Origin of the sequence: Rhizobium sp. YS-1r (genome assembly GCF_000757525.1) — a bacterium.
GTDB lineage: Bacteria > Pseudomonadota > Alphaproteobacteria > Rhizobiales > Rhizobiaceae > Neorhizobium > Neorhizobium petrolearium.
The window spans coordinates 327137-353245 of the sequence record NZ_JPYQ01000001.1 but is presented as its reverse complement, the minus strand read 5'-3'; the positions used below and the strand labels follow the sequence as shown (position 1 = coordinate 353245).

The following is a 26109-nucleotide window of genomic DNA, read 5'->3' as shown; positions in this document are numbered from 1 at the left end:
AAAACGAGCGGCTGGCAGTCGCATTTCACGGTCAGAAGCTGGCCAGCCTCCCCACCAGCCAGAATGTTGAAATCGCGCCGAGCAGATAGCCGGAAGCTGTGCGCAGCAAAGCGAACGAGATGCTGAACAAGCCGATGAACGCCCGCAACAGGACGAAAGCCAGGGTCAGGAACAATAGCTGGCCCACCTCTACCCCCACGTTGAATGTCAAAAGGGCGAGCGGTACATCGGATTGCGGCAGGCCGATCTCCTTAAGTGCACCGGCAAATCCAAATCCGTGAAGCAGTCCGAAAGCGAAAGCGACCAGCCATGGATAGCTCTCGGAAAGGCGCTTGCTGTCCGGCTTCATCTTGACCAGTTCGCTGGCGACGAAAGCGATGCTGAGTGCGATCGTCGCTTCCACCGGCTTCTGCGGCAGACTGAAATATCCCAGTGACGCTCCGGCCAGCGTAATGCTGTGGGCGATGGTGAAAGCCGTTACCGTCTTGATCAGGATCACGGGATCGCGGATCAGCAGAAAGAGGGCGAAAACGAACAGCAGATGGTCGAAGCCGGAGAGGATGTGATCGACGCCCAAACGGAAATAGGTCGACGCCACCTCGAGGCTGGTCTGCGCGTCCGCGACGATGAAGGTGGGCGCCTCCGGCTTGAGGCGCGAGATCTCCGTCGTACCGTCCCGGTGGGCGATGCGCGCCAGGGCATCGGTCATCGTCGAGCGCAGGCCATCGATGGCGATTTCCTTGCCTTTCAGCCCACCCTCGCAAGTAGCGCTCCAGCGCTCGATGTAGGCGCCGCCCTCGATCGATCTGCGGGGCTTGGCGTTCGCCCTGCAAGTGTCCGGCAAACGCACATAAAGCCCCAGGCGCATCTCGCCCTGCGCCGGCACTTTCCAGACCAGGGCGAATTCGTCGGGTGCGGTTTCCCGCATGTCGAGATAGGCCGGCCGCATCTCGTGAGCAGCCGCCGGTGACGCTACAAATGCCAGCGAGAGGATTGCCAGCAGGGTGCAGAATCGCATCATGGGACCGTCCTCGCTACGGCAAGGTTCTCGATGGTCACGTCATAGCGCTTGAGAAGCTCAGCGAAGCGACGGTCTTCGAGCGCGACGCGTCTGTCATTCGCCCATTCGCGCATCACCGCGGCGCGAACGTCGCCGAGTGCCGGCAAACGACCCGGCTTGTGTTCCGTCACCCGAACCAGGTGAAGGCCGAAGCCGGAGGCGACAGGACCGATCCATTGGCCCACGGGCGCCTTGTCGAGCGCTTCGGCGAATTCGCCGCCAAACATCTGGGCGATTGCTGTCTTGCCGGTCAATTCCACCACCGGCGGAAGCTGCGTGACATCGCCGAGCGAAGCCGGATCCGTTGAAGGAATCGTCGCCAACGCCTCCAGGGTGGAAGCGGCGTTCCTGGCAATCGCGTCGCCTTGCCGCTCGGGGTTGAGGAAGACCTGCTGGAAAGCCAGCATCGGATCGGTCTCGAATGCGCCGAGATGCGCCTTCAGATAGACATTCAGTTCCGCATCCGTCGGCACCGGCGCATCGGCTTCGTCTATGACGAGAAATTCCATTTTCTGACGCAGCCGGCGTCGGATGACCGTGTCATCCTTGTCGAGCCCGAGTGCCAGCGCTTCACGGACAAGAATCTCTTCCCTGACATGATCGTCGATCAAGCCCTTCAGTTCACGCCCCGTCGGCGGCCGCTGCCAGGTCTTGGTGAAGACCGAGCCCATCTGCTCGATCTTCGAGGCCGTGACAACGATCACGTCCGGCGCCGGCACACTCTTGTCGCCGACAACGCCATGCATCGCGAAGATGGCAAGGGCAATCAGAAAAAAATGAACGAGCGGTTCCTTCAGAAGTCGCTTTACCATGACGCAGCACTTCCGCGCACCGAGGCAATCGCGCATGCTTCATGCGGTGCATGTGCGACGAGAGACAGTGTAGGCACCAGGGCTGAAACGGCGGAAATCCATGAACCCGCGATACGTACGCCGATGCGTCGCCATTCTTTCGTCTGACCAATCGTCAGGCCTATGACAATCGTCGCGACACAGAAGACACCGCAAGCCAGACCTGCAAAGGCGACCAGTCCGTCCCGGTCGCTCGCATCCATCGGGGCGGAATCGAGACCGATCGCCAGACCGGCAATAGCTGCCGCCGGAACAATTGCACCCATGGGGGCCTGCCGGCCGAGTATGACCGCGTCGCCCGCGGGCAAGGCTCCGGCAAGGAACCGCGGCTCGCTTGCCCCGCCGAAACGAGTTGTCAGGATCCGCAATACCGACACTCCCCGCTTAAGCCACACAGAAGCACCTCACCCTCAGGGCGTGTACCAGATGGGCGACGTGTAGGCGCGCTCCGTCATCGTCATCGTAGTTCCTTCCAGCGGTTTCGTGCCGAAACGCTTGGCGTCATAGGCAGTCCAGCGCGGTGTCGGAATCTCTATCACGCGGCCATAATAGAAGGCCTTTTGCGTCGGATCGAAATCCGGGTCAGTCCAGACCGCAATCAGTTCCGGTGCACCGATCGTGTTGGTCCAGGTCGCGTTCCCGACGTCGACAGTGCTGCCAACCGATGGCAGCTTGCCGTCGGCATCGGGCTTGCGGTCGCCACCCCATGCCACATTATAGACCTGCTCATGGGTTTCACCCTTGTCATCAAGCCATCCCTTGACGATCTGATACCGGTCGAGATTGGCCCCTATGGGGTCTTTCAAGGCTGCGACGAGAAAGCTGGGCGCCTTATTCTCCGGGGCCGGCCCGAGATCGCCTCCCATCGGCACACCCTTGCCATAACCGATGGCGCCCGGATTGCGGTTTGAAGCGTCTGCCGGCTCGAAATCGAAACCGCCGAAGAAACGAACCATCATGCGCGACCCGGTGGTGGCGTAGGTCTCCTTACGCTGCATCGCGTCCCAGATCGCTTCACGAGTGTTGTCGGCTGCCCATACGGCGGCATAGCCGGAGGCACTCACCTGCCAATCCATGACCTTGATATTGGTCTGCGGATTACTGACGAAAGTGGCCGTAAGCCGCTCGGGGCTCGGTTCCTGCGGCGTTGTCTTGCCGAAGAAATTGTCTTCTTCCATCGCGGCAAGCCCGGTATGGGCGTCGGAACTGCCGATCATGCCGAACTTGTAGGGGTTGGTGCCAAGTTCGGCTTCGAGCTTGAGACCGTTCCGCAGCGCCGACCGTGCATATTCGAACTCGATCATCTCCGGCTTCTTGGCTACGCTCGCGTCCAGATTGCCAAAATCCCAGGTCTCGAAATCGGCAAACTCGTCATTGGGGGAAAGCCTGGGATGGGTTTCCCCATCGCCCTTTGTCTGGGTCGCTTCGTAGAGGCGCTCCCACCTTGCGCGCTCTTCCACATATTCCTTGTCCACCGGCTTGCCGGTGAAGGATTCGATCATCGGAAACATGATGCCGTTGGAGAGGTTGCCGTTATGGGCAATGGCGAGCACGCTCCCTCCCGTTTTGTCCTCATAGGCCTGCATCCATTTCCAGAGGTCGCGCGGGTTGTCGCTGCCGAGCGGTTTCATCGTCGTGTAAGGCACGATCTGCTCGGCCTTATCGCCATTGTCGCGCAAGATCACATTGCGGTGCAGGTTGTTGCCGCCCGTATTCGAAGTCCACTCATAACCAATGAGGGCCGTGAACCGGCCTGGATCGTTATATTCCTCCGCCGCCTTGACCGTATCCTGCCATGCCGACTTGTAGGGCCGCGTTTCGGGACCATAGATCATGCTCTTCGGCAGCGTCCCGGCGCTGAAACTCATGATGATCTGCAGTGCAGCCTCTCCTCCCCGCCCGGATTTGATCATGTCGTACCAGGTCTTGGCCTGCGGATCGGAAAGCACCTCGGCCTTGCCGGCAAACAGGTCCGGAAACATGCCCATATTGTCGGAATGGTCAGCCACAACCAGGAAGTCGAGCGGCCGCGACAGCCTGGCCGGCTCCCCGCCAGATGCAATGATCTGCTCACCTCGCGCAAAGCGATAGGCATCGCGCGGCGTCAATCGCGCGCCGAATGCGCCAGCGTCGAAGGATGCAGCCGTGTGCAGATGGGTATCTCCGAACAGGGGGCGGGTCGGGAAACTGCGATCGGCATAGGGTGAGTAAGGCCTTTTGTCGGGGAAGACCTTCTCCGCCTTCGCCTGATCGAGGGTGCCGACGTCGCTGCGGGCATCCACCGCAAGAGCGGGCAGGCCAAGACAGGAGCACGCGACAGCGGTCAAGAGAACCCTGATCGTTGATATTTCCACCATGTCTTCCTCCATTGCCACACAGGACTTAGTAATTTTATCATAAAATAATCGTGATTAAATCACCTAGTCGAATATTGTTTCCTCACAATACTATTATTTAGATAAAACGATCTATTTTTATAAAGTAAATTCATAGAAAACCGTCCGGAAAGTAAAAATGCTGCACAGCAGACTTCCGAAACTGCTTTTCCTGCCGTCAACGCGAAAGCCGGGAACGCTTCCTTTCGAAACAGCGTCAAGGAGACGCTCGATCTCTTGGTTTCGCGCAAACCATCCCGCATCAGTCGACATAGACGACGACATAACGCCCACCATAGGATTGATAGTACGCTCCACCGCAAGACCACATGGAAACGCCGTTGATAACGACGTTTGAGCAACCCCTTGGCAGCGTCGCAACATAGATGGTGGAGCGACGCACGACGCGACGTGTTGTTCGGCGCGCCACGCCCGCAACGCTGCCGGGCGTGGCCGGCCTGCCCACTCTCGCCTGTGCATCGGAGACCACGAAATCCGCTGGGATTATGGCGCCGTTCGTCCAGTAATCCGCCGTCACCAGGCCGCAGATGAGTGTTGCCACCGACAGGCACCGACCTACCGATTTCATTGCGCATCCTCCAGAGTGATATCGCCGATGACATCGGAACCGATCTGCTCGATTTTCTTCGCACCAGCGGGCGGAGAGAACGTGAATATCGACTCGTCGAGTTTGGGCTCGACATTCCAGTTGGTCAGCCGCACCGAGTATTGCGGCGCTCCGGTCACCCATTTGGAGGTGATCACATATTTGACCGGCACCGGCTGCTCGCCCTTGCGTATCCAGATCTGCCAATCGACTATTTCCGTGCGGAAAGCGAGATGGTCGCATTCCACGCCACCAACAAAAGCCGTGCCGACGAAGTTTCCTTCATCGACTGTTTCGGTGAGGACTGCGTAGGGATCAGCCGACAGCAGATCGGCACCCGCGGCGTCCAGGCCTGTCGACATGCGGAATTCCTCAAGTCCCGTATCGATGGTCGTTCCTGGATTTTCCATCTGGGCGAATATGTTGAGCCCGCGGCCGTAGAGAAAAATGAGCTTTCCATTCAGCGTTGCTTCAACGTCGGCATAAGGACCTTTCCGCGTTACATGCAGCTTGTCGGGCCGCGATGCCATCACCGCACCCGAGGCGCTGTACTGCAGCTTCTGCCCCCATCGATCAATGATCTCCTGGTCGGTATCGTAGTCGAAGCTCAGCGTCTTCAACCCGCTGAGATAAGACGACATCGCGCGCAACAGTCTGTCGGCATCCTCATCGATCGCGCTTTGGCTCGACGCCTGGGAACAGGACAGCCCCAAGGCAAGCAACGTTGCAAGAACAAGAAGATGAGGCCTTGCATGGTTTCGCCCATTCGAACGACCGCAACATATCCGGGTGTCCCTCATGACTTCCTCGCCTGAAACAGTCTTTTCTATGCGGCTATTCTTTCCCAGAAAAATCGCGGCACCAATTCCCTATAAATTTATCGGCGATATCGCAATGTATCATACAGGTTCATCTTGATGTATTATACGCAAATTAGCTGTTTTTTCGTGTAAATATCAATTGAAATCAGGAGAAATTATCATTAGCATTTAAACATTCGCGCTTCGCAATTAAGATAAATAGTTTACCCGGGGAGATCACCGCGAACAAAGGAGATAAGCTTGCCAAACTACTTTGTATTTGGAATATCTCTCGCTTGCTATCTGATGGCTGGCACGGCGGGCCGAGCGGCCGACGTCACGCCGCTCCTGGCGCAGGATCCCAACATGGTCGAGGCGCAGGATGGCTGGACGTTCACTTTCGCACCTTATTTCTGGGGCACGAGTATTTCCGGCGACACTGCACAGTTCAGCCTGCCAAGCGTTCATATCGACGCCGATTTTGGCGACATCCTCGATCATCTTGATTTCGCCGCCATGGCGGCGGGTGAAGCGCGATACGATCGCTTCAGCATTATTGGAGATATCGAATACGCGAAGCTCTCTGTGGGGGCGTCAACTCCGTTGGGCATATTGGCTTCGGACGTCGAGGTTGCGACGGAGATGTTTACCGGATTGGTGGGCGCGGGTTATTCCGTTCTGGCGGATTCATCCGGTTATCTCGACATTGTGGCCGGTATCAAGGTATGGTCCGTCGATACCACGATTTCGTTTAGTGGCGGCCTCCTTGACGGCGTGGAGCGCAGTGATAGCGCAACCTGGGTGGATGGACTGGCCGGCATTCGCGGACGCTATTCGATAACGCCAGAAGTCTACATAACCGGCTGGGGCCTTGTTGGAGGGGGCGGAGCCGATCTCGATTGGGACGTCGCATTGGCCCTCGGCTACAATTTCAACGAGAGACTCTCGGTGATCGCCGGATATCGGGCGGCAGGTGTGGACTATAGCGATGACGGGTTCGTTTTCGACGTCGTCCAGCAGGGCCCCATCTTGAGCCTCGCCTTGCGGTTCTAGGGCAATTCCAGCAGGAGGCCGGCAAGTTGCGCCCCAGCGCCTCGATGAGCCCCACCACCTCCGCCTCGTTCGTCAGGCTGCAGAGGACATATTTGCCGCGCCGTCTCAACGAGGCGCGCACCGAAGGATCTGACGCTCGCCCTGGTCTGGCTGGGATGGAGAAGCCATAGGATAACGAGAGCCGCCATCGCGGGGGAATGAAACAACAGTAGAGCGATCAAGCGAACTGTTGGCCTTCGGTCGACCGACAAGGGCCTGGCTTGCTTTGCCTGGCCCGAGGGGCATTTGCGCCCCTCTCCGTGCTGCGGATTGCGGTCTTCGATCAAGCTTTGCCGGGCCTGTTGATCGTCAGGAAGTGCCTAACCACCGGCTTCTCCGGGCCTGTATGATAGGCCAGTACCTTGCCTTGCAGGTCTGCATCTGCATTGGAGACCCGTTTGTGCTGACGAAGATGCTCCGCCCAAGATTCCACCATGAACCATTCGACCATTCTTTCCGGATCAGCAGAGTCCTCGGTCACGCCCCAGCCATACGCTCCGTCGCGCCGACGTTCCTGGGAGAGTTCGTCTAATGCATGCAGGAAAGCGGTGCGGTGATGCTTTTCGACACGGTACTCGATGAGTATCAGGACCGGGCCGCGGTCATGGGCCACCGGTTCTGCCACGAGCGGCTCGGGCCAATGATTTGACGGTACCATATCCGCGTCGCCTGCAGGCAGTTTCAGGCGATGCATGATGAAACCTGCGACGAGCAACCCGGCGGCGCCGATCAGCAAGGTACCCGGTACGCCTGCCGCTTCGCCGACGGCGCCCCAGCCGATGCTGCCGGCCGTCATCGCGCCATTGAAAACGGTCAGGTAGACGGCAAGACCACGGCCACGCACCCAGTTTGGCAACACAGCCTGAGCTGTACCGTTGAGTGTGGTCAGCGCGGTAATCCAGGCGCCGCCGAGGAACAGCAAGACGACAATGGCAAACCATTTTGGCGGGGCAAACGACAAGGTTCCCATTACAAGGGCGGTGACGACAGCCGCACCCAGAAGCAAACCATCTGCATCGAAACGTTCACGCAGCTTCGGCATGACCAATGCACCGCCGATAGCCCCTGCCCCGACCGAACCAAGCAGGATGCCATAGAAGCTCGCATCTCCGCCGAGCAATTGACGCGCGACGAGTGGCAGGAGTGCCCAGACAGCACTCGCAAACGCGAAGAAGATGGCAGCACGCAGCAGGACGACATGCAGCGGACGGCTGGCCCGGGTGTAGCGAAGGCCGGCCCGGAAGGCCCCGAAGAAGCCTTCTGCGAGTGCATCGTTGGCGTTCTTGGCACGCGGCCACCAGATCAGCGCCGCAATAACGACGATATAGCTGGCAACGTCCGCGCCGTAGGTGAGGGCCGCGCCGAAGGCAGCAAGTAGTAAACCACCAGCCGCCGGGCCGATCGATCGGGCGATGTTGATGCCGAGCGAGTTGAGTGCGACGGCGCTTTTGACATCCTCGCGTTTGACCAGTTCAGGCACGATTGCCTGCCAGGTCGGCCCCATCAGTGCAGCGCCGATGCCCCCGAGGAAAGTCAGTCCAATCAGGGCGCTGACGGAAAGCATTCCCGTATGCGCCAGAACCATCAGACTGATGCTGACGGACGCAAGCAGAAGCTGGACCGCGATCAGGAATTTGCGGCGATCGAGGATATCGGTCAGCACCCCGGCCGGGATGGCGAGCAGGAAGATCGGCAGCGTCCCTGCAGCCTGAACCATGGCGACGGCTGCCGGCGAAGCGGACAGGTCCGTCATCAGCCACGCGCTCGCGACATCGCGCATGAAACTGCCGGTATTGCCGAGAACCGTGGCGGCCCAGAGGACTGCGAAGACCGGCTGCGCAAGGGGAGCGAAGCTGCTCGCTGGCGTTTTTGCGGTGCTCATTTGCCTTCTCCCTTCGTTAGATCGATTGCGGCAACAATGACGAATGCACCGGCGAGGCCCAGATGTTCAAAGAAAGCGTTGGTCGCCATCATGCGGTCCATGCCGGGCGGAAGCTCCCAGAAACGAAGGGCAATAAGCGTCGCCAGGAGAGTGAAACCGGCGAGCGCCAGAGCGCCAGCCCAGCGCAGGAAGCCGGAGACCACCATCGCGGAGGCCGTGAGCTCAAATACGATGACAACAACAGCAAATGCGGCTGCCGGATGAAGGCCGAAATGCTCCATCTCGGCCAATGCTCCGTTGAAATCGAAGATCTTGGTGAGCGGCCCTTGGATGTAGGCGGCGCAGAGTGCAAGAAGTGCTGCAGTCCGAATGGCGGGCGCCGCGACGATTTCTGCAAGAAATGTCTTGCGGCGCGTTGTGGAAGGATACTGGTCAGTCATTATTGGCTCCGACAATCTTGGCCGCCAATGAGGGCGGCGCTACGTTTTCTGATGGAGCGATATTGGCGGGAACCATTCACGCCAACAATTGCATCAATTGTTTTGATTTAATTGCGCTTTACGCAATAGATGTAGCGTGAAGCCGGATGGGCACTGATAGACGCTGCCCATCCGGTGTCGTCGTTAATGACCGAACTCAAACTGCCCAGCATGAGCAGCCGAGTGCGCCGAAGAAGCCCTTGAGGTCCGCGATCGGCAGCTTGGACATCCAGGCGCCGGCATGATCGTGACCATGAACGCCGCAATTGCTGGCGCAACTGCACGACGCGATGGCAGTCCGGCGCAGCGAATTGCGGCCAGCGCCTTCCGGCTCGCCCCAGGCCGCATATCCGCCGAACTTGCGCACCGGCGACCAGTCCGGCATGGCAGGCGGCAGGTCGTTCTCGTCGAGCGCCTTGAAGTCGCCGGCACCATAAACGATCCGGCCGCCGACCATGGTGAGTTCCGAAGTCAGGAAGGAGATCTCGTCCTCGGCGCAGGAGAAGAAGTCCTTATCCGGCACGATCAGGTCAGCGAACTGGCCCTTTTCGATACGGCCCTTCTTGCCTTCCTCGTTGGAGAACCAGGTGACCTTTTCCGTCCACATCCTGAGCGCCGTCTCGCGGTCGAGGCAATTGGCGCGCGGGTAGAGCTGCATGCCGCCGACGGTCTTGCCGGTGATCATCCACGACAGCGACACCCACGGATTGTAGGAGGCGACGCGGGTCGCATCGGTGCCGGCGGAGACCTTCACGCCCTTCTCCAGCATACGCGCGATCGGGGGTGTCGCTTCCGCCACGCCATGGCCATAACGCTCGACGAAATATTCGCCCTGATAGGCCATGCGATGCTGGGTGGCGATACCGCCGCCAAGCGCCGCAATACGATCGATCGAACGCTCGGAGATGGTTTCAGCATGGTCGAAGAACCAGTTCAGTCCTTCGAGCGGAATGTCCTTGTTGACCTTCTCGAAGACGTGGAGGGCGCGGGAGATGGTCTCGTCATAGGTGGCATGCAGGCGCCAGGGCCAGCGGTTTTCGGCAAGCACGCGGACGACCTCTTCCAACTCGCCTTCCATCTCCGGCGGCATGTCGGGACGCGGCTGACGGAAGTCCTCGAAATCGGCCGCGGAGAAGACCAACATTTCACCAGCGCCGTTGTGACGGAAATAGTCGTTGCCCTGCTTGTATTTGACCGAGCTCGTCCAGTTGAGGAAGTCTTCTTTCTCCTGCTTGGGCTTCTGGGTAAAGAGGTTGTAGGCAAGCCGAACCGTCATCTGACCGTCGTCAGAGAGCTTCCGGATCACCTCGTAATCGTCCGGATAGTTCTGGAAACCGCCGCCGGCATCGATGACGCCGGTCACACCCAACCGGTTGAGTTCACGCATGAAGTGTCGCGTGGAATTGACCTGATAGTCAAAGGGTAGCTTGGGTCCCTTGGCAAGCGTCGAATAGAGGATGCCAGCATTCGGCTTTGCCAGCAGCATGCCCGTCGGATTCCCGTTGGCATCACGGATGATCTCTCCGCCTGGCGGATTCGGCGTGTCGCGGGTATATCCGACTGCTCTCAGAGCAGCGCCGTTTAAAAGTGCGCGGTCGTAGAGATGCAGGAGAAAGACCGGCGTATCTGGCGCGATCGCATTGATCTCCTCGACGGTCGGCAGGCGCTTTTCGACGAACTGGTGTTCGGTAAAACCGCCGACGACGCGCACCCATTGCGGCGCGGGCGTATTCGCCACCTGGCGTTTGAGCATATCCATGGCATCGGCAAGCGAGCGTACGCCATCCCAGCGAAGTTCCATGTTGTAGTTCAGGCCGCCACGGACGACGTGGGTGTGGTTGTCGATCAGGCCGGGCAGGACACGCTTGCCTTTGAGATCGACAATCTTCGTGTCGGATCCGGCTAGAGCCATGATCTCGCTGTCGGAGCCGACCTCCAGAAACAGTCCGTCCTTGATGGCGACCGCGGTCGCGTTCGGGTTCGTGCGGTCAAGGGTCGTGAAGCGGCCGTTGTGCAGGATCAGGTCGGGATGCATGGTGTCTACTCCAGTCTGGTTGGGATCGGCGGCTTTCGCCGTTGAGAAGAGGTTCGAAAACGCCAAACTCGACGCCCCTCCGAGAAAAGTTCGACGTGTCGCCATCAGCTCCGCTCCTCTACCCGGGCATCCGCGCGGTGAGCAACATCAATACGGTCGCGACCCTTGGGAAGGTGACCAAACATGTGCGGCTTGATCTGGTGGAGCCACGAGACGGCGGCGGGCTCCTTGCTCCAGAGCGTCTTTGCAAGCGGGAGGATCTGCTCGCCAACGAGAATGCCGAGGAGACCCACGAGAGCGATGACCGGTGGTGCAGGCGAGCGGACGTTTAAGAGGCTATAGACGATGCCGACAAGCAGGCCTGCACCGAGAGAGAAGAAATAGACTTTCATGGGATATCCTCCACGATTACGGAAAGACCGCTCCGACGGGATTATCGGAGCGGTCTGCTCGGGTCCTTATTTGGCGGGGTTCGGGCCGATGCGCTTGCCGTGCTTGACGCGTTCTTCCGCGCCGTGAACCATGGTGTAGGCGTAATCGATGCCCATGCCGTAGGCGCCCGAATGCTCCTTCACCAAGGTGGTAACGGCATCGTAGGTTTCCTTGCGGGCCCAGTCGCGCTGCCATTCGAGCAGGACCTGCTGCCAGGTGACAGGGATGACGCCGGCCTGCACCATGCGATCCATCGCGTATTTGTGGGCGTCGAGCGAGGTGCCGCCTGAAGCGTCGGCGACCATGTAGATTTCGTAATCCGGGACATCGTGGAGAGCGGAAAGCGCGAAGGTCGTATTGCAGACTTCCGTCCACAGGCCAGAAACGACGATCTTCTTACGGCCGTCAGCGGCATTCTTCGCCAGCGCATCGCGGACGTTCTGGTCGTCCCAGGAGTTCATCGAGGTACGTTCGAGAATGTCGTTCTCCGGGTAGACCGCCAGCAGTTCCGGAAAGGTGTTACCGGAGAAGCTTTCGGTCTCGACCGTGGTGATCGTCGTCGGAACGTTGAAGATCCTGGCGGCCTTGGCGAGGCCGACGACGTTGTTCTTCAACGTCTGGCGGTCGATCGACTGAACACCAAAAGCCATCTGCGGCTGCTGGTCGATGAAGATGAGCTGGCTGTTGGCCGGGGTGAGGACTTCGAGCTTCGACATTGTGGTTCTCCTTTTTGATGTGTGGTGCCGATCAGCGGCGGTTGGATTTGAGATGCCTTCGGCGGTCGGCTGCCTGCGCCAGGCAGCCGTGTCGAAAGGTAAAGTTCTGTCTTGATGAGGTTCGAAACCTCGATCTTACGCGGCAATCGGAACGAGGCTAGCTTCGATCTGAGCGCGGAAACTTTCGTAGCGGCTCGGCAGCTTGAGTGCCTCGCCAAGATGCGCGGTATCCTCGTCCCGGTCGAAACCGGGTTCGTTGGTGGCGATCTCGAACAGGATGCCGCCCGGCGTGCGGAAGTAGATTGCCCAGAAATAATCGCGATCGATGACCGGGGTCACCTGGTAACCGGTATCCATCAGCGCCTTCCTCACCTCGAGTTGCTTCTCGCGGGTTTCGACGGCGAAAGCGATATGGTGGACAGAGCCGGCACCCTGGCGGGCAAACGGCGTGTTCGGAAGCGCGGCAAGGTCGATCCTGTCTGCCCCGTTGCCTCCGGGAATAATGAAGCGGGTGACGTTGCCGTCGGCCTCAGTTCGTGCATAGCCCATGAAGCGAAGAAGTTCTTCGGTCGCAGCCGTATCGTGCAGGTTGAAGCGGGCACCCGTGAAGCCGCGAATGGCAACCTCTTCCGAAATACCCTCCCCGACCCAGGCCGGTCGGGTGTCATCAGCGGTCTCAACGAGAGCGAAACCATCACCATCAGGACCGATGAAGCGCAGGCGATTGGCGCCGAACACGGTATCTGCCTCGACCCCGCCGACGCCTTGGGCGGCAAAGCGCTCGCTCCAGAAAGAAAGCGACCCTTTGGGAACGGAAAACTGGGTTTCGCCGACTTCGCCGACGCCCGGGCGACCCGGCATCATGTTGGGAAAGGGGAAATAGGTCATGACGGTGCCGGGCGTGCCCTTTTCGTCACCATAATAGAGATGGTAGACGCTCGGCTCGTCGAAGTTGACGGTTTTCTTCACCCGCCGAAGGCCGAGAGTATCGGTGAAGAACCTGTTGTTCTGCTGTGCATCTGACGCCATCGAAGTGATGTGATGCAGTCCCTTGATGTCCTTGATCATGGCCCGTGCCTTTCTGCGCTGCCGATGTCCGTTTCGTTGGACAAAGGTGTAATCGGATTGATTGCGCCGCGGAATTGCAATATTCCTGTCGAATGAATTTCCATTTTTGCAATAATCGATATGAACGACTATAAAGTCCTGAAAACCTTTTTGCTGGCCGCCGAGAAGCGCAATTTTGCGCAGGTCGCCCGCGAACTCGACATGACCCCGGCCGCCGTGACGAGAGCAATCGCAGCCCTGGAGGACGATCTTGGTGTCCAGCTGTTCGTTCGCACGACGCGCCAGGTATCGCTGACGACCGATGGGGCTGTTTTTGCCGCGCAGATCCAGCCGGCGGTCGAGGCACTTGAAACCGCCCGCAAGGACGTCCGAAATGCCCATAAGGCGGACCAGGGCCGTCTGAGGATCAGCGCTCCGACCTGGTTCGGCAAGGCAGTGCTGCCGCCAATCCTTTCCGGCTTTCGGCAGCTTTATCCGAAGATGAGCTTCGAGATCTCCCTGTCAGACGGGTTCGTAAACATCGTTGATGACGATTACGATCTGGCAATCCGCATCTCGTCCCAACCATCGGACAAATTCACGATCTGGCGAAAGATCCGCGTCGTGCCGCGCATTCTCGTCGCGGCACCTGGAAGCCGGTTCGTCGATATGCAGCATCCGAGCGAGCTGACACCCGACGATTGCCTTGCCTATAGCGGCGAGAGCCGCCGGGAAAACTGGGTGCTGTCGGATGGTGGATCGAGTATGACAATCTCGGCCGGTCGGGCGTTCAGCGCCAACAATGGCGAAATTCTTGCTGACATGGCCGCCGATGGCGCCGGTGTTGCCATGCTGCCGGGATTTCACATCGCGGAACACTTGAGAACGGGACGGCTGGTCCACGTCATGCGCGGCTGGGCGCCGCCGGATCTGTGGCTGACGCTTTATTATCCCCCCTATCAGGCACTACCGCCCCGCATCGCCTCGTTTTCGAAATTCTTCGAGGAGCAGGTCGCGGCTCATATGGTGATGCTCGGCTAAGCAATCGCATGCGCTAAGCCGGCGGACGGGACGCTCGCCAACACCACGTCCGATGCGGTAGCGTGCGGGCGGCTGGCGGTTCGAGATGGCCGGGGCGGTATTCCGCCGCGGCCAAACCTCTGCGTCATGCCTTGACGAAGGCCAACAGGTCCGGATTGATCACGTCGGCGTGCGTGGTCAGCATCCCGTGCGGAAAGCCCTTGTAGATTTTCAGTGTGCTGTTCTTGATGAGCTTGGCTTGAAGCTCCACGGCTGCCTTGTAAGGCACGACCTGGTCGTCATCACCCTGGGTCACCAGCGTGGGGACGGTAATCGCCTTCAGGTCTTCGGTCTGATCGGTCTCAGAGAAGGCCTTGATCCCCTCATAATGGGCCTTGGCGCTGCCCATCATGCCCTGGCGCCACCAGTTGTTGATCACCCCTTGCGAGATCTTTGCGCCCTCCCGGTTGAAGCCATAGAACGGGCCGGCGGCAACATCGATGTAGAACTGGGCGCGATTGGCGGCGAGCGCTGCGCGAAAACCATTGAACACTTCGATCGGTGTGCCGTCAGGATTGGCAGCCGTCTTCAGCATCAGGGGCGGAACGGCGCTGACAAGAACCGCCTTGGCAACGCGCCCCTGCGGCTGGCCATGCCGGGCGACATAGCGCGCAACCTCGCCGCCGCCGGTCGAATGGCCGATATGCACGGCATTGCGAAGGTCGAGATGCTCGAAAACGGCAGCCGCATCGGCGGCGTAATGGTCCATGTCATGACCGTCGCTGACCTGGGCCGAGCGGCCATGGCCGCGGCGGTCATGGGCCACGACACGGTAGCCCTGATTGACGAAGAATAGCATCTGGGCATCCCAGTCGTCGGACGACAGGGGCCAGCCATGGTGAAAAACGATCGGCTGCGCGTCCTTCGGACCCCAGTCCTTGTAAAAGATTTCAACGCCGTCCTTGGTGGTCACGAAATTATGGGTCATGGGTTCAATTCCTTCTGGGTTGGGGGAGGTCTTCTTTTCCGAAGCCAGGGCCGGCATGGCCAAAGCCAGAGAAAGGGTGGTGCCGGTCAGCAGGACCTGCCGGCGCGAGAGAGAAAATTCATATGTCATCGGCTTGTCCGAAATCCGGGCGCTCATTCGGCGCCACGAGTGCTTTCGAACAGGAACCAGGCACGACGCTCGGCCTCGTCCACCCAGTTTTCGATCAGGCTCGCCGTGGCGATGTCGCCATGTTCATCGCAAAGATCGTGTGCCGCCTTCATCAGCGAGACCAGTGTGAGGTTGTCGTCGCGGAGCTCGGCCAGCATATCCGCCGGGGTCACGAAATCGGCGTCATTGTCCAGGAGCCGCTGCACCTTGGAAATATGGCCGATCGAGCGAAGTGTGGTGCCGCCGATCTTGCGAGCCCGCTCGGCGACGTCGTCGGTCATCGCAAAGATCTGCTCACCCTGCTCATCGAGCATCAGGTGATAGTCGCGGAAATGCGGCCCACTCATATGCCAATGAAAATTCTTGGTTTTGAGATAGAGCGCAAAGACATCCGCCAGCAGCGCGGTCAATGCACCGGCGATATCCGTTGTTGCATTAGAGCTCAGAGTTGTCGGCGTTGCGAGCGGTGACTTGCGGTGTTTCTCAGTAAGCGTGCGGTCCATGACTGTCTCCATTGGGGGTGTGCAGGCTGTTGGAGACTTTTTAGACGACGACGCCAGACCACAGTATCCAATGCTTGGCTAGGCGAACCCACACCTTGGTATAGTTTCGCCAGGCGACCGCTGAAGCTACACATGATGCGTCTTCGATCCCCTCCCAAGAAGACAGGCTGGGCACCATGGCCCTGACGGTTCAGGCATCCCCTCCCCTGAACCTCGGATGTCGCGATCCGGTTAAGGCCATCCCAGCCACCTGGGATGGCCTTTCTTTTAAGGACGTATGAGATTGAGTTTGCATGGCAATATTCGACATTGCGTTTGCTTTTTATCGACCGGAATGGCTTGATGGTGCCATTGAAATCCAAGTGGGGGAAAGCATTGCGATCGCTCGCTCTTGTGAACCCGAAACGGCGTCTGCCGGCACGCCATGAGATCGGCATTCTTTCGTTCGCTGTTGTCCTTACAGCGACGGTTTTCTATCTCGACACTTTCACCGACATCCATAGCGCGCTGGCGACCCTCTATGTCATCACGTTGCTTCTGTCGGCAGAAACCCTGACGGAAAAGGGAACGCTGCTGCTGACGGCGATGTGCATCGGCCTGGCAGCATTCTCCTATGCAGTTGCCCATGGGCTGCAAGCCGACCTCGCCGCAACACTGCGTCTGACAGTGGCGGTCGCCGCGATGCTGATCACCTGCGCATTGATCATCCGCAATCAGCGCGCCCGCCTGGACCTGATAAAATTTAACATGGCCCTGCAGAGCAGCGAAGAACGCTACCGAACGATTTTCGAGCAGAGCCGCGTCGCTCTCTGGGAGCGCGACTATTCGCAGGTCCGGGCCATGCTGATGGCGCTCAAGGCCGATGGCGTCGAAGACCTCGGCGCTCATGCCCGGGAGAATCCCGATTTTCTCGAGCAATGTATCGCCCGCATCCCGACAGTCGCCGCCAACGCGGCGGCACTCGAACTGCTCGGCAATGTGAGAGGCGAAAATGCCAGTTCGATGCGCCGCTTCATCGCCCAGAATGATGCGACCTTTCTTGACCTCATCGTGGCAATTTTTAACAATGAAACACATTTTGAGGGCAAGGGCAGCATCATCACCAGCGATGGCGCCCACAAGCATGTGCTGCTGACGGTCGGCTTCCCGGAAGACCCCGCCAATTTCAACCGCGTTATCGTCGGCATGCTCGACGTTACCGAGCGCGAACTGGCCCAGAAGGCACTGTTCGAGGCTCAGGCGGAACTGGCTTTGGCATCGCGCGCGGCAACCGTCGGCGCGCTGTCGGCGTCACTCGCCCACGAACTCAACCAGCCGCTCGCTGCGCTGGTGGTCAACGCCCAGACCCTGTTGCGCTGGCTCGATCGTGACCCGCCGGATCTCGATGCCGTTGCCCGCTCGGCCGAACGCATCGCGCGCGACAGCCAGCGCGCCAGCGACATCATCCAGAGCACGCGGTCCATGCTCGGCAAGCGGACGCCGGTTCGTGAGCCGGTGTCGCTGGTCGATCTGGTCACCGAGACGCGTGCGCTGATGGAGGGCGAGCTTGCCAGGAACCGGATCATGTTCGAGACCCGCGCGGCATCCAACATATCTCCCGTCAGTGCCGTCCGGATCGAACTGCAACAAGTGTTGATCAACCTTATCACGAATGCCATCCAGGCCATGGGCGAGACGCCGGACGAGCTGCGGCGGATTTCGGTCTCCATCGAACCGGCTGCTGCGGAAAGTGTGGCAGTGCGCATTCATGACAGCGGCCCTGGCCTCAGCGCGGACATCGTCGCGAAATTGTTCAGGCCGTTTCACACCACCAAGGACACCGGCCTCGGCATGGGCCTTGCCATCTGCCGCAGTATGCTGGAAGCCCGTGGCGGCACCCTGACCGCCAGCAATCACGCCGAAGGCGGCGCGCTGTTCGAAATGATCGTACCGATCGAGGCCCTCGATGAATGACGCAAAGAAGTCTGCAAAAGCCCCGGCAAACAACACACCCGTCGTTTACATCGTTGATGACGACCCCTCGATACGCGAAGCGCTGGTCGATCTTTTCCTCTCGACGCGCACGGATGCGACATCCTTTGAAAGCGCGCAGGACCTGCTCGATAATGCCGATCTCAAACGACCAGGCTGTATCCTGCTCGACGTGAGATTGCCTGGCGCCAATGGCCTGGATTTCCAGCTTCATCTGGAAAAGCTCGGGAACCAGATGCCGATCATTTTCATGACCGGCCATGGCGACATACCGATGAGCGTGCGCGCAATGAAAGCCGGCGCGGTCGATTTCCTCGCCAAACCGTTCCGGGACCAGGACATTCTCGATGCCGTTGCGGCGGCGTTCCAGAAGGATCGGGAAGTCCGCCTGCAATCTGCGGCCAATGATGCTGTCGCCAAGCTGGCCAGTACATTGACGCCCCGCGAACATGAAGTCATGGCGGCCGTGGTCAAGGGCCTGATGAACAAACAGATCGCCTTCAACCTTGGCATCAGCGAGATCACGGTCAAGCTGCATCGCGGCAATGTGATGCGCAAGATGGAGGCGCGCTCGGTGGCGGATCTGGTGCGCAAGGCCGAGTTGCTGGGGCTTTGAATTCAGAAACCTAGACACTTGTATGGTACAAGGCCCTTTCTGTAAGTCGTATACGATGGGCAGTTGAATTGATGTCGCAAGGCCCAAAAAATTGTCCAGAAAACCAGTCATAGCAATCGTTGACGACGATCAGTCGATCCGCGAAGCCCTTGACGATCTCGTTTTGTCATGCGGCTACAGGAGCCGACTGTTTAGCTCGGCGGAAGCTTTCCTCGCCGATGATGATCGCGCGGCGATCGATTGCATGCTCGTGGATGTCAAAATGCCAGGCCTGAGCGGCATCGAATTGCAGGCGGTGCTGAACTCGCAGAATGCGCCCAAGCCGCCGATGATTTTCATGACGTCCTACCGCGACGAACGAACGCGGGCGGCTGCGATTGACGGCGGCGCTTTTGCCTTTCTCGGCAAGCCAGTCGACTTCGATCAATTGGTGCGGTGTCTGGAACAGGCGCTGAAGCACTGAAGATACGCCGTCGCTTCTTAACAGGTATCCAATTTGAAAGGGGGTCCGCTCGGCGCTCAGAGCGCAGACGAACCAGGCCCTTTTCACTCATTCAATGCTTACCAGGCCGGAGTGGGCTTGATCCATCGCCCGCCGCAGGTCATCCACCGCTGAAGCGCTGGGAAGGACTTCGCCTTCCAGTTCCTTTGGCATCTGCCATCCCGGGTTGACGCCTTGCATGTTCGGCAATTCGTGAGCGATGCCTTTGTGGCAGTCTATGCAGGTCGCCCTCCCGCTCAGGAGATATCGCGTGTGGATATCCGCGGCGCGTTCGGTCTGCTTCGAAAGGTCCATGGCTATCGAAGAATGGCAGTTGCGGCACTCGAGGCTGTCGTTGGCCTTCAGCCGCGCCCATTCGTGCTGCGCAAGCCGCAGACGTTCGTCGAGGAATTTCTGGCGCGTGTTGATGGTGCCGAAGATCTTGCCCCAGACCTCCTTGGAAGCCTGCATCTTGCGGGCAATCTTGTCGGTCCACTCGTGCGGCACATGGCAATCGGGACAGGAGGCGCGCACGCCGGATCGGTTGGAGAAATGGATCGTCCGGGTCAGTTCCTCGTAGACGTTCGCCTGCATCTCGTGACATCCGGTGCAGAATTTCTCCGTATTGGTCAGCTCCAGCGCGGTATTGAACGCGCCCCAGAAGATCACCCCGCCGACGAAACCGCCAAGCGTCAGGAAGGCAAGGCTCAGAGTGCCCGCCGGAGTGCTGAGGATCTTCCATATCCACGCCGCAAGATTTTTTATCCGTCCCATCACCCTATTTGCCCCCCAGATGCTCGACACCCATCTGGCTCATGTCCCGGAACGTGTTGCCGACGAGCGGATTCACTTCCGCCTGGGGAACATGGCAGGCCGTGCAGAAATAGCGGCGCGGCGAAACGTCCGCGAGCATCTGTCCCTCCCGCGTCATGTAGTGGGTGACGCTGATCATCGGTGCGCCCGCCCCTTCCGTGAACTCCCGCTTGTGACAGGAAAGACAGCGGTTCGTGTTGACCGACAACTGATAGCCTTCGATCGAGTGCGGAATGACCGGAGGCTGATCGGGGTATGCCCGCATCTTGCGTATGTCGTCCACGTTCCACTTGGGCATCGAGCGGGCGGGCACCGTCTCCATGGCCTGCGGCGGGCCTGACAATTGCGGGACCATCTGGGCTGCGGCAAGCGTCGCCATGAACGCGACCGCAAAGGCCGTGACTACGATTCGAAAGGAACCAAAGCTCAGACGGCTGGAACGATCTTGACTGCGCATTTCTTGAAATCCGTCTGTTTGGAGATGGGATCGGTGGCGTCAAGCGTGACCTTGTTGATCAACTGGCTGGCATCGAACCAGGGCACGAAGATCACGCCCGGCGGCATGCGGTTGCGCCCGCGGGTTTCCACCCGGGACCGGATTTCACCGCGCCGGGAGACGATCCTGATTTCGGCGCCCTGATTGATGCCCCGCTTTCGGGCATCGTCGGCATTCATGAAGCAGCGGGCGCCGGGGAAGGCCCTGTACAATTCCGGCACGCGCATGGTCATGGATCCGGAATGCCAATGTTCGAGCACGCGGCCGGTCACCAGCCAGAAGTCGTATTCACCATCGGGGGACTCGGCGGGCGGTTCATAGGGAACGGCAAGGATCACGGCTTTGCCGTCCGGTCGCCCGTAGAAGCGTACGCCCTCGCCCGGCTTCACATAGGGATCGTAGCCCTCCCGATAGCGCCACTTGGTCTCCTGCCCGTTGACGACGGGCCAGCGCAGGCCCCGTTCCTGATGGTAGCGGTCATAGGGCGCGAGATCATGGCCGTGACCGCGCCCGAACGAGGCATATTCCTCGAACAGCCCTTTCTGTATGTAGAAGCCGAAATCCTTGGCCTCGTTGTTCGCATAGTCCGGGTCGATCTCGCTCAGCGGGAACTGGTCGACCTGTCCGTTCTGGAACAGCACCTCGAACAGTGTCTTGCCACGATAATCAGGGTGCTTGTCCAATATATCCGCGGGCCAAACCTCGTCGGTGGTGAAGCGCTTTGAAAACTCCGCTATCTGCCAAAGATCGGACCGCGCATCGCCCGGAGCCTGCACCAGTTGGTGCCAGACATGGGTGCGGCGCTCGGCATTGCCATAGGCTCCCTCTTTCTCCACCCACATGGCGGCGGGCAAAATGAGGTCGGCCGACATCGCCGTGATCGTCGGATAGGCATCGGAGACGACGATGAAATTGTCCGGGTTGCGGTAACCCTGATAGGTCTCGTTCTTGGTATTCGGGGCTGCCTGGACATTGTTGTTGACCTGCACCCAATAGAAGCTGAGCTTGCTGTCCTTCAACATTCGGTCCTGCTGGACGGCATGATAACCCGGCTTGTCGGGAAGCAGCCCTTCAGGAAGCTTCCACAACTCTTCCGCATGATGCCGGTGCTCGGGATTGGTGACGACCATATCGGCAGGCAGCCTATGCGCGAAGGTGCCGACTTCTCGAGCCGTTCCACAGGCGGACGGCTGGCCGGTGAGCGAGAAGGGGCTGTTTCCAGGCTCGGAAATCTTGCCGGTCAGCAGATGGAGATTGTAGACCATCTGGTTGGCCCACACCCCGCGGACATGCTGGTTGAAGCCCATGGTCCAGAGCGACATGACCTTCCGGTTCGGATCGGCATAAAGTTCGGCAAGCTGCTGCAGAAAGCCGGGATCGGCCCCGGTCAGTTCGGCGGTTTTTTCGAGCGTGTAGTCGGAAACGAATTTCTTGAAGGCGTCGAAATCGATCGGCTCCGTCTTGGTCGGATCACCGGCATTGGTGGCCTTGAGTTCCAGCGGGTCCTCGGGGCGCAGGCCATAGCCGATATTGTCCACGCCCTTCATGAAGGTCGTATGGTTGCGGACGAACTCCTCGTTGACCTTGCCGCTGGTGATGATGTGGTTTGCGATGTAGTTCAGGATGGCGAGATCCGTCCCGGGCGTGAAGATGATCGGTATGTCGGCGAGATCCATGCTGCGATGGGTGAAGGTGGAAAGCACGGCAACCTTGACATGGCCGTGGCCGAGCCGCCGGTCCGCCACACGCGTCCAGAGAATCGGATGCATCTCCGCCATGTTCGAACCCCAGAGCACAAAGGCATCTGCGTTTTCGAAATCGTCATAACAGCCCATCGGCTCGTCCATGCCGAAGGTGCGCATGAACGCATAGGCCGCGGACGCCATACAGTGCCGGGCGTTGGGGTCGAGATTGTTGGAGCGGAACCCCGCCCGCATCAGCTTGGTCGCGGCATAACCTTCGAAGATGGTCCATTGGCCGGAGCCGAACATTCCGACAGCGGTCGGCCCCTTTTCCTTCAGCACCCTCTTGCACTGCTCAGCCATCACGTCGAAGGCCTCGTCCCAGCTGACAGGCTCGAATTCGCCGTCCTTGGCGTATTGGCCGTTCCGCTTGCGCAGCAAGGGCTGGGTAAGCCGGTCCTCGCCATACATGATCTTGGAGAGGAAGTAACCCTTGATACAGTTCAGGCCGCGATTGACCTCCGCCTGCATGTCGCCATGGGTGGCGACAACCTGGCCCTCCTTGACGCCGACCATGACGCCACAGCCCGTTCCGCAGAAACGACAGGGCGCCTTGGACCATTTGATCTCCAGCGCCTCCACGCCGCCCGGAACAGGTTGAGCGGCTGCCGGCAGGACGATCCCCGCGGTCGCAGCGGCAATGCCTGCCGCATGCGCCTTGATGAGATCACGCCGCGTCAGTTCTCCCTTCATCTGCGATACCCTCTTGCTCTTCGGAATGTTCAAAAACCATGTTCGCGGCGACCACGCCGTCAATCGCCGAGATTGCCGACAAAGCCGCACCCAGCTGGCCGCTGCTGTAACCTTCGATGACGACAACCATCTTGCCGTCCTGAACGCCGTGGACCTCGACACCGCTCATCTCGGATATTGCCCGGCGAACGCGTTCCTGGTCCTGCGGCTTCATCACGATCACCGCGCTGGACACGTAGTAGCGCTGCTTCCCTTCAGACATCGGATATCCCGCTGTTCCACGCGCATCGCGCCGACAGGGCAGACGCCTTGCATGCATTGCCACCGGTGACGGCTTCGTTGTCGTTATCCGGAAGGAGGAGGTCACCGCGTGCCGGTCGGGCGCCGATAACCTCGGCAGGACATCGTTCGGCCAGGACGCCGAATCCCGTGTCTGCATGGAACGGGTGGGGGCCAAAACCTCGAGGTCGGGCGCCCGTGTCTGACGTTATCCTGTCTGGCAGGATACGGTATCGGGTGAGGCGACGATCCTGCATGACGAGCCTCAATGACCGGGGGGACCGGGAGGGCCGCTGATGATCTGGTACATCCAGACCAGGAAGCCGTATCCGCCGACCACGCCAACGGCGACGATAGGCCAGATGCCAAAGGCCAGGATGACAAACGTTAAAAGTTCAGCGCGCCTGCGGGATTTTGGCGCTCCATCCTTCAGTTGCTCGGTGGAAAAATTGACCAATCAATCCTCCATGCTGCGCACTTGCTATGCAATCTAACATTGAATCGCTCAAAAAAAAGCCAAAAATGAAATGCGCATCGCCTTTTGGTTGCCGAATGCATGCATTGAAAAGCAGAGGGCTTCCTGTCACTCCCGGTCTGCATCTCTTTGCCTTGGCCTATTTGCGCAAGCGCAAAGACATCTGTTCTTTTCTTCTGAATCTGGCGGGGATGAAAGCCGATGTCCCAGTTCCCCGCCGCTACGCCAATCTTCAGGATTTTGTTGCCTTTCTGGAAAGCAGAGGGCGGCTGAAGCGGATATCTCGACCCGTATCGCTGGTTCATGAGATCACCGAAATTCATCGCCGGGTTCTTGTGGATCAGGGGCCTGCGCTGCTCTTCGAAAAGCCGGTCGATGCTTCCGGCAACGTCAAGCCGATCCCCCTCCTCGCCAATCTGTTCGGGACACGTGAGAGAATAGAATGGGGCCTCGGGCTTGAGGCAGGCGGCATCTCGGGACTTGCCGCTTTCCTGAGTGAATTGCGTGAACCGCAGCCGCCGAAATCGGTCCGTGATGCATGGCAGAAACTTCCGCTTCTGAAAGCCGCCCTCGCCCTGAACTCCCGTTCGACATCTCGCGTGCCTTGCCAGGAGATCGTCTGGCAAGGCACGGAAATCGATCTCGACCGGTTGCCGATCCAGTCGTGCTGGCCCGGCGAGCCCGCCCCCCTCATTACGTGGCCATTGGTGATCACGCGCGCGCCGGACGACCCGACGGATATCAATATCGGCATCTACCGGATGCAGAAGCTCGGCAAGGACCGCCTGATCATGCGCTGGCTGGCCCATCGGGGTGGCGCGAGACACCACCGTATGTGGCAGGCGCTCGGCCGCGACATGCCGGTGGCGGTCGTCATCGGTGCGGATCCGGCAACAATCCTCGCTGCCGTCATGCCGCTGCCGGAGAATCTGAGCGAGTTGAATTTCGCCGGTCTGTTGAAAGGCAGGCGGCAGGAGATCGCGCCGGCATTCTCTGTGCCGCTTCCGGTTCCCGCAGAGGCGGAAATTGTCCTGGAGGGCTTGGTTTCCGCTGCCGAAGTGGCCGAAGAGGGCCCCTACGGAGACCACACCGGATACTACAACGCCGCCGAGGCCTTTCCTGTTCTTTCCCTTTCGGCGATCACGATGCGCCGCAATCCGATTTATCTCTCCACCTATACCGGTCGCCCCCCGGATGAACCGTCCACGCTTGGTGAAGCCATGAGCGAGCTCTTCATCCCGCTGGTCAAGCGCCAGTTCCCCGAAATCCACGATCTCTGGCTCCCGCCGGAGGCCTGTTCATATCGGGCGATGGTCGTTTCGATCGACAAGCGCTATCCGGGGCATGCACGGCGGATCATGATGGGCCTTTGGTCGATCTTGCCGCAGTTCAGCTATACCAAGCTGATCGTCGTGGTGGATCGCGACATCGACGTCAGAAGCTGGCCGGATGTCATCTGGGCGCTTTCCACCCGCTTCGATGCCGGCCGCGACCTCATGATGGTGGATAAAACCCCGATCGATTACCTCGATTTTGCCTCTCCGCAGCCTGGGCTCGGTGGCAAGCTGGGGCTGGATGCCACGACCAAGATCGGTTCGGAAACAGCGAGGGAATGGGGACAGGTTCTCCAGATGTCCCCGGAAGTCGTGGGAAAGATCGACCGCATGTGGGCGTCCCTCGGCCTCGGCGGGGTCTCGCCATGACAACCCGATCATTTGCAGAGCTTCGAGCTGCGAGCGGCACCTGCGAGAGAACAAAAACCGGCCTCACCGCAATCCTGAAATCATCATCGACGAGGAGCACATCATGAGTGGAATTAACCCGGACAAGACGGTCGCCGCGTTCGCCACGGAACTGCCGGGTGCCGCCGAAATCTTTCGCCGTCACGGTATCAGCTTCTGCTGCGGCGGCGACATACCTCTGTCCATGGCGGCTGAACAGGCAGGTCTTGCGCCGGCCGCCCTGATCGCCGATCTGGAGGCCCTCGAGCAGGCATCGGGACGGGATGCGCCGCAGGAAACATTGGCCCTGATTGCGCACATCCTCAGCAGGTATCACGCCGCGCATCGCGAAGAGCTCGATTGGCTTATCCCTCTGGCCCAGAAAGTCGAGCGAGTGCATGCCGCTCACCCTTCCGCGCCGATCGGACTTTCAGAAACCTTGACGAGGCTGCGGGATGATCTGGAAGGCCATATGAAAAGGGAGGAGCAGGTGCTCTTTCCGATGATGCAGCGCGGCGGCAGCCCGATGATCACCCATCCGATCTCCGAAATGCGGCACGAGCATGAAGATGAAGCACAGCATCTGCAGGCCATCGAGCATGTGACGCACAGCCTTGCCCCGCCGGAAGGTGCCTGCAGATCCTGGACGGCGCTCTATACGGGATTGCGCAAATTCACCGACGACCTTGTCGTCCATATGCATCTCGAAAACGAAGTGCTGTTCCCAAGGTTTGAAACCGTGTCGTAGAATGTCAAAGCGCGTTGAA

At 59.5% G+C, this 26109-nt stretch carries 26 protein-coding genes; 7 read left to right on the top strand and 19 right to left on the bottom strand.

The features are described from left to right. Positions 1-31: 31 nt before the first annotated feature. The 6 genes from JL39_RS01640 to JL39_RS01615 all read right to left on the bottom strand — a co-directional run bounded on the left by JL39_RS01640 (position 32) and on the right by JL39_RS01615 (position 5606). Positions 32-1021 carry a HupE/UreJ family protein gene (locus tag JL39_RS01640; protein WP_037145506.1) on the bottom strand — a complete coding sequence of 330 codons (990 nt, stop codon included), beginning with the start codon at positions 1019-1021 and terminating at the stop codon, positions 32-34. After that, positions 1018-1872, bottom strand: coding sequence for a peptidylprolyl isomerase (locus JL39_RS01635; protein ID WP_037145505.1), 855 nt, complete (start codon positions 1870-1872; stop codon positions 1018-1020). The genes JL39_RS01640 and JL39_RS01635 overlap by 4 nt, the downstream gene beginning before the upstream one ends. Beyond that, complete coding sequence (locus tag JL39_RS01630) at positions 1866-2177, bottom strand: hypothetical protein (RefSeq protein WP_152601003.1); 312 nt, start codon at positions 2175-2177, stop codon at positions 1866-1868. Before JL39_RS01630 ends, JL39_RS01635 begins: the two co-directional genes overlap by 7 nt. Positions 2178-2321: 144 nt before the next feature. Then, the gene (locus tag JL39_RS01625) at positions 2322-4268 is read right to left on the bottom strand and encodes a DUF3604 domain-containing protein (RefSeq protein ID WP_037145503.1); all 1947 of its coding nucleotides are present in this window, start codon (positions 4266-4268) and stop codon (positions 2322-2324) included. 280 nt (positions 4269-4548) lie between these two features. Continuing rightward, positions 4549-4875 (bottom strand): hypothetical protein, encoded by a 327-nt coding sequence (locus JL39_RS01620; RefSeq protein WP_037145501.1) that lies wholly within the window; start codon positions 4873-4875, stop codon positions 4549-4551. After that, a complete protein-coding gene (locus JL39_RS01615; RefSeq protein WP_280114079.1) occupies positions 4872-5606 on the bottom strand; it encodes a DUF2092 domain-containing protein in 735 nt (244 codons plus the stop codon). The genes JL39_RS01620 and JL39_RS01615 overlap by 4 nt, the downstream gene beginning before the upstream one ends. Before the next feature lie 393 nt (positions 5607-5999). Here JL39_RS01615 and JL39_RS01610 point away from each other — a divergent pair, with 393 nt between their 5' ends. Continuing rightward, positions 6000-6746, top strand: coding sequence for a hypothetical protein (locus tag JL39_RS01610; protein ID WP_052182576.1), 747 nt, complete (start codon positions 6000-6002; stop codon positions 6744-6746). A 322-nt stretch (positions 6747-7068) separates the two neighbouring features. On the opposite strand, the gene JL39_RS01605 is transcribed toward JL39_RS01610, so the two are convergent. The 6 genes from JL39_RS01605 to JL39_RS01580 all read right to left on the bottom strand — a co-directional run bounded on the left by JL39_RS01605 (position 7069) and on the right by JL39_RS01580 (position 13397). Further along, positions 7069-8667: an MFS transporter gene (locus tag JL39_RS01605; RefSeq protein WP_037145495.1), complete on the bottom strand. Its 1599-nt coding sequence runs from the start codon at positions 8665-8667 to the stop codon at positions 7069-7071. Then, positions 8664-9107 (bottom strand): DoxX family protein, encoded by a 444-nt coding sequence (locus JL39_RS01600; RefSeq protein ID WP_037145493.1) that lies wholly within the window; start codon positions 9105-9107, stop codon positions 8664-8666. Before JL39_RS01600 ends, JL39_RS01605 begins: the two co-directional genes overlap by 4 nt. A gap of 196 nt (positions 9108-9303) precedes the next feature. After that, entirely contained in the window at positions 9304-11286 is a 1983-nt protein-coding gene (locus JL39_RS01595) for an amidohydrolase (RefSeq protein ID WP_037145491.1), read from the bottom strand. Further along, the gene (locus JL39_RS01590; RefSeq protein ID WP_037145489.1) at positions 11286-11573 is read right to left on the bottom strand and encodes a XapX domain-containing protein; all 288 of its coding nucleotides are present in this window, start codon (positions 11571-11573) and stop codon (positions 11286-11288) included. The genes JL39_RS01595 and JL39_RS01590 overlap by 1 nt, the downstream gene beginning before the upstream one ends. Before the next feature lie 66 nt (positions 11574-11639). Then, a complete protein-coding gene (locus JL39_RS01585) occupies positions 11640-12329 on the bottom strand; it encodes a hydrolase (protein WP_037145487.1) in 690 nt (229 codons plus the stop codon). Between the two features lie 135 nt (positions 12330-12464). Next, positions 12465-13397: a VOC family protein gene (locus JL39_RS01580; RefSeq protein ID WP_037145485.1), complete on the bottom strand. Its 933-nt coding sequence runs from the start codon at positions 13395-13397 to the stop codon at positions 12465-12467. A 120-nt stretch (positions 13398-13517) separates the two neighbouring features. Between JL39_RS01580 and JL39_RS01575 the strand changes: the two genes are divergently transcribed. Continuing rightward, a complete protein-coding gene (locus JL39_RS01575) occupies positions 13518-14417 on the top strand; it encodes a LysR family transcriptional regulator (RefSeq protein ID WP_037145483.1) in 900 nt (299 codons plus the stop codon). A gap of 124 nt (positions 14418-14541) precedes the next feature. Here JL39_RS01575 and JL39_RS01570 read toward each other — a convergent pair whose 3' ends face one another. Both JL39_RS01570 and JL39_RS01565 read right to left on the bottom strand, forming a co-directional pair. Beyond that, positions 14542-15513 carry an alpha/beta hydrolase gene (locus tag JL39_RS01570; protein WP_037146040.1) on the bottom strand — a complete coding sequence of 324 codons (972 nt, stop codon included), beginning with the start codon at positions 15511-15513 and terminating at the stop codon, positions 14542-14544. Between the two features lie 23 nt (positions 15514-15536). Continuing rightward, positions 15537-16055: a DNA starvation/stationary phase protection protein gene (locus tag JL39_RS01565; RefSeq protein ID WP_037145481.1), complete on the bottom strand. Its 519-nt coding sequence runs from the start codon at positions 16053-16055 to the stop codon at positions 15537-15539. A gap of 342 nt (positions 16056-16397) precedes the next feature. On the opposite strand from JL39_RS01565, the gene JL39_RS01560 reads away from it, so the two are divergent. From JL39_RS01560 to JL39_RS01550, 3 genes are all read left to right on the top strand, one after another. Beyond that, positions 16398-18008, top strand: coding sequence for an ATP-binding protein (locus tag JL39_RS01560; protein ID WP_227705816.1), 1611 nt, complete (start codon positions 16398-16400; stop codon positions 18006-18008). Further along, positions 18001-18642 (top strand): response regulator transcription factor, encoded by a 642-nt coding sequence (locus tag JL39_RS01555; protein ID WP_037145478.1) that lies wholly within the window; start codon positions 18001-18003, stop codon positions 18640-18642. Before JL39_RS01560 ends, JL39_RS01555 begins: the two co-directional genes overlap by 8 nt. Before the next feature lie 91 nt (positions 18643-18733). Then, complete coding sequence (locus JL39_RS01550; protein WP_037145476.1) at positions 18734-19105, top strand: response regulator; 372 nt, start codon at positions 18734-18736, stop codon at positions 19103-19105. Positions 19106-19192: 87 nt separating this feature from the next. On the opposite strand, the gene JL39_RS01545 is transcribed toward JL39_RS01550, so the two are convergent. From JL39_RS01545 to napE, 5 genes are all read right to left on the bottom strand, one after another. Continuing rightward, on the bottom strand, positions 19193-19897 hold the full coding sequence (locus JL39_RS01545) for a NapC/NirT family cytochrome c (protein WP_037145475.1): 705 nt from the start codon (positions 19895-19897) through the stop codon (positions 19193-19195). Between the two features lie 4 nt (positions 19898-19901). Then, a complete protein-coding gene (locus tag JL39_RS01540) occupies positions 19902-20315 on the bottom strand; it encodes a nitrate reductase cytochrome c-type subunit (RefSeq protein WP_244446826.1) in 414 nt (137 codons plus the stop codon). Between the two features lie 47 nt (positions 20316-20362). Next, the gene (gene napA, locus JL39_RS01535) at positions 20363-22867 is read right to left on the bottom strand and encodes a periplasmic nitrate reductase subunit alpha (RefSeq protein ID WP_037145470.1); all 2505 of its coding nucleotides are present in this window, start codon (positions 22865-22867) and stop codon (positions 20363-20365) included. Beyond that, positions 22842-23129, bottom strand: a complete 288-nt coding sequence (locus JL39_RS01530; protein WP_037145468.1) for a chaperone NapD — start codon at positions 23127-23129, stop codon at positions 22842-22844. The genes napA and JL39_RS01530 overlap by 26 nt, the downstream gene beginning before the upstream one ends. Positions 23130-23411: 282 nt before the next feature. Continuing rightward, the gene (gene napE / locus JL39_RS01525; RefSeq protein WP_052182575.1) at positions 23412-23603 is read right to left on the bottom strand and encodes a periplasmic nitrate reductase, NapE protein; all 192 of its coding nucleotides are present in this window, start codon (positions 23601-23603) and stop codon (positions 23412-23414) included. 209 nt (positions 23604-23812) lie between these two features. Between napE and JL39_RS01520 the strand changes: the two genes are divergently transcribed. Both JL39_RS01520 and ric read left to right on the top strand, forming a co-directional pair. Next, on the top strand, positions 23813-25324 hold the full coding sequence (locus JL39_RS01520) for a UbiD family decarboxylase (protein ID WP_037146036.1): 1512 nt from the start codon (positions 23813-23815) through the stop codon (positions 25322-25324). 103 nt (positions 25325-25427) lie between these two features. Next, positions 25428-26090: an iron-sulfur cluster repair di-iron protein gene (ric, locus tag JL39_RS01515; protein ID WP_037145467.1), complete on the top strand. Its 663-nt coding sequence runs from the start codon at positions 25428-25430 to the stop codon at positions 26088-26090. The last annotated feature ends 19 nt before the right edge of the window (positions 26091-26109 follow it).

What these genes read in the sequence shown, in the direction of transcription:
- ric (WP_037145467.1), top strand. Translation starts at nt 25,428, where the DNA reads ATGAGTGGAATTAACCCGGACAAGACGGTCGCCGCGTTCGCCACGGAA.
- JL39_RS01625 (WP_037145503.1), bottom strand. Translation starts at nt 4,268, where the DNA reads ATGGTGGAAATATCAACGATCAGGGTTCTCTTGACCGCTGTCGCGTGC.
- JL39_RS01555 (WP_037145478.1), top strand. Translation starts at nt 18,001, where the DNA reads ATGAATGACGCAAAGAAGTCTGCAAAAGCCCCGGCAAACAACACACCC.
- JL39_RS01545 (WP_037145475.1), bottom strand. Translation starts at nt 19,897, where the DNA reads ATGGGACGGATAAAAAATCTTGCGGCGTGGATATGGAAGATCCTCAGC.
- JL39_RS01570 (WP_037146040.1), bottom strand. Translation starts at nt 15,513, where the DNA reads ATGACATATGAATTTTCTCTCTCGCGCCGGCAGGTCCTGCTGACCGGC.
- JL39_RS01565 (WP_037145481.1), bottom strand. Translation starts at nt 16,055, where the DNA reads ATGGACCGCACGCTTACTGAGAAACACCGCAAGTCACCGCTCGCAACG.
- JL39_RS01520 (WP_037146036.1), top strand. Translation starts at nt 23,813, where the DNA reads ATGAAAGCCGATGTCCCAGTTCCCCGCCGCTACGCCAATCTTCAGGAT.
- JL39_RS01600 (WP_037145493.1), bottom strand. Translation starts at nt 9,107, where the DNA reads ATGACTGACCAGTATCCTTCCACAACGCGCCGCAAGACATTTCTTGCA.
- JL39_RS01590 (WP_037145489.1), bottom strand. Translation starts at nt 11,573, where the DNA reads ATGAAAGTCTATTTCTTCTCTCTCGGTGCAGGCCTGCTTGTCGGCATC.
- JL39_RS01530 (WP_037145468.1), bottom strand. Translation starts at nt 23,129, where the DNA reads ATGTCTGAAGGGAAGCAGCGCTACTACGTGTCCAGCGCGGTGATCGTG.
- JL39_RS01580 (WP_037145485.1), bottom strand. Translation starts at nt 13,397, where the DNA reads ATGATCAAGGACATCAAGGGACTGCATCACATCACTTCGATGGCGTCA.
- JL39_RS01635 (WP_037145505.1), bottom strand. Translation starts at nt 1,872, where the DNA reads ATGGTAAAGCGACTTCTGAAGGAACCGCTCGTTCATTTTTTTCTGATT.
- JL39_RS01595 (WP_037145491.1), bottom strand. Translation starts at nt 11,286, where the DNA reads ATGGCGACACGTCGAACTTTTCTCGGAGGGGCGTCGAGTTTGGCGTTT.
- JL39_RS01560 (WP_227705816.1), top strand. Translation starts at nt 16,398, where the DNA reads ATGGTGCCATTGAAATCCAAGTGGGGGAAAGCATTGCGATCGCTCGCT.
- JL39_RS01610 (WP_052182576.1), top strand. Translation starts at nt 6,000, where the DNA reads ATGGCTGGCACGGCGGGCCGAGCGGCCGACGTCACGCCGCTCCTGGCG.
- JL39_RS01575 (WP_037145483.1), top strand. Translation starts at nt 13,518, where the DNA reads ATGAACGACTATAAAGTCCTGAAAACCTTTTTGCTGGCCGCCGAGAAG.
- JL39_RS01585 (WP_037145487.1), bottom strand. Translation starts at nt 12,329, where the DNA reads ATGTCGAAGCTCGAAGTCCTCACCCCGGCCAACAGCCAGCTCATCTTC.
- JL39_RS01605 (WP_037145495.1), bottom strand. Translation starts at nt 8,667, where the DNA reads ATGAGCACCGCAAAAACGCCAGCGAGCAGCTTCGCTCCCCTTGCGCAG.
- JL39_RS01620 (WP_037145501.1), bottom strand. Translation starts at nt 4,875, where the DNA reads ATGAAATCGGTAGGTCGGTGCCTGTCGGTGGCAACACTCATCTGCGGC.
- JL39_RS01640 (WP_037145506.1), bottom strand. Translation starts at nt 1,021, where the DNA reads ATGATGCGATTCTGCACCCTGCTGGCAATCCTCTCGCTGGCATTTGTA.
- JL39_RS01540 (WP_244446826.1), bottom strand. Translation starts at nt 20,315, where the DNA reads ATGGCGACGCTTGCCGCAGCCCAGATGGTCCCGCAATTGTCAGGCCCG.
- napA (WP_037145470.1), bottom strand. Translation starts at nt 22,867, where the DNA reads ATGAAGGGAGAACTGACGCGGCGTGATCTCATCAAGGCGCATGCGGCA.
- JL39_RS01630 (WP_152601003.1), bottom strand. Translation starts at nt 2,177, where the DNA reads ATGGGTGCAATTGTTCCGGCGGCAGCTATTGCCGGTCTGGCGATCGGT.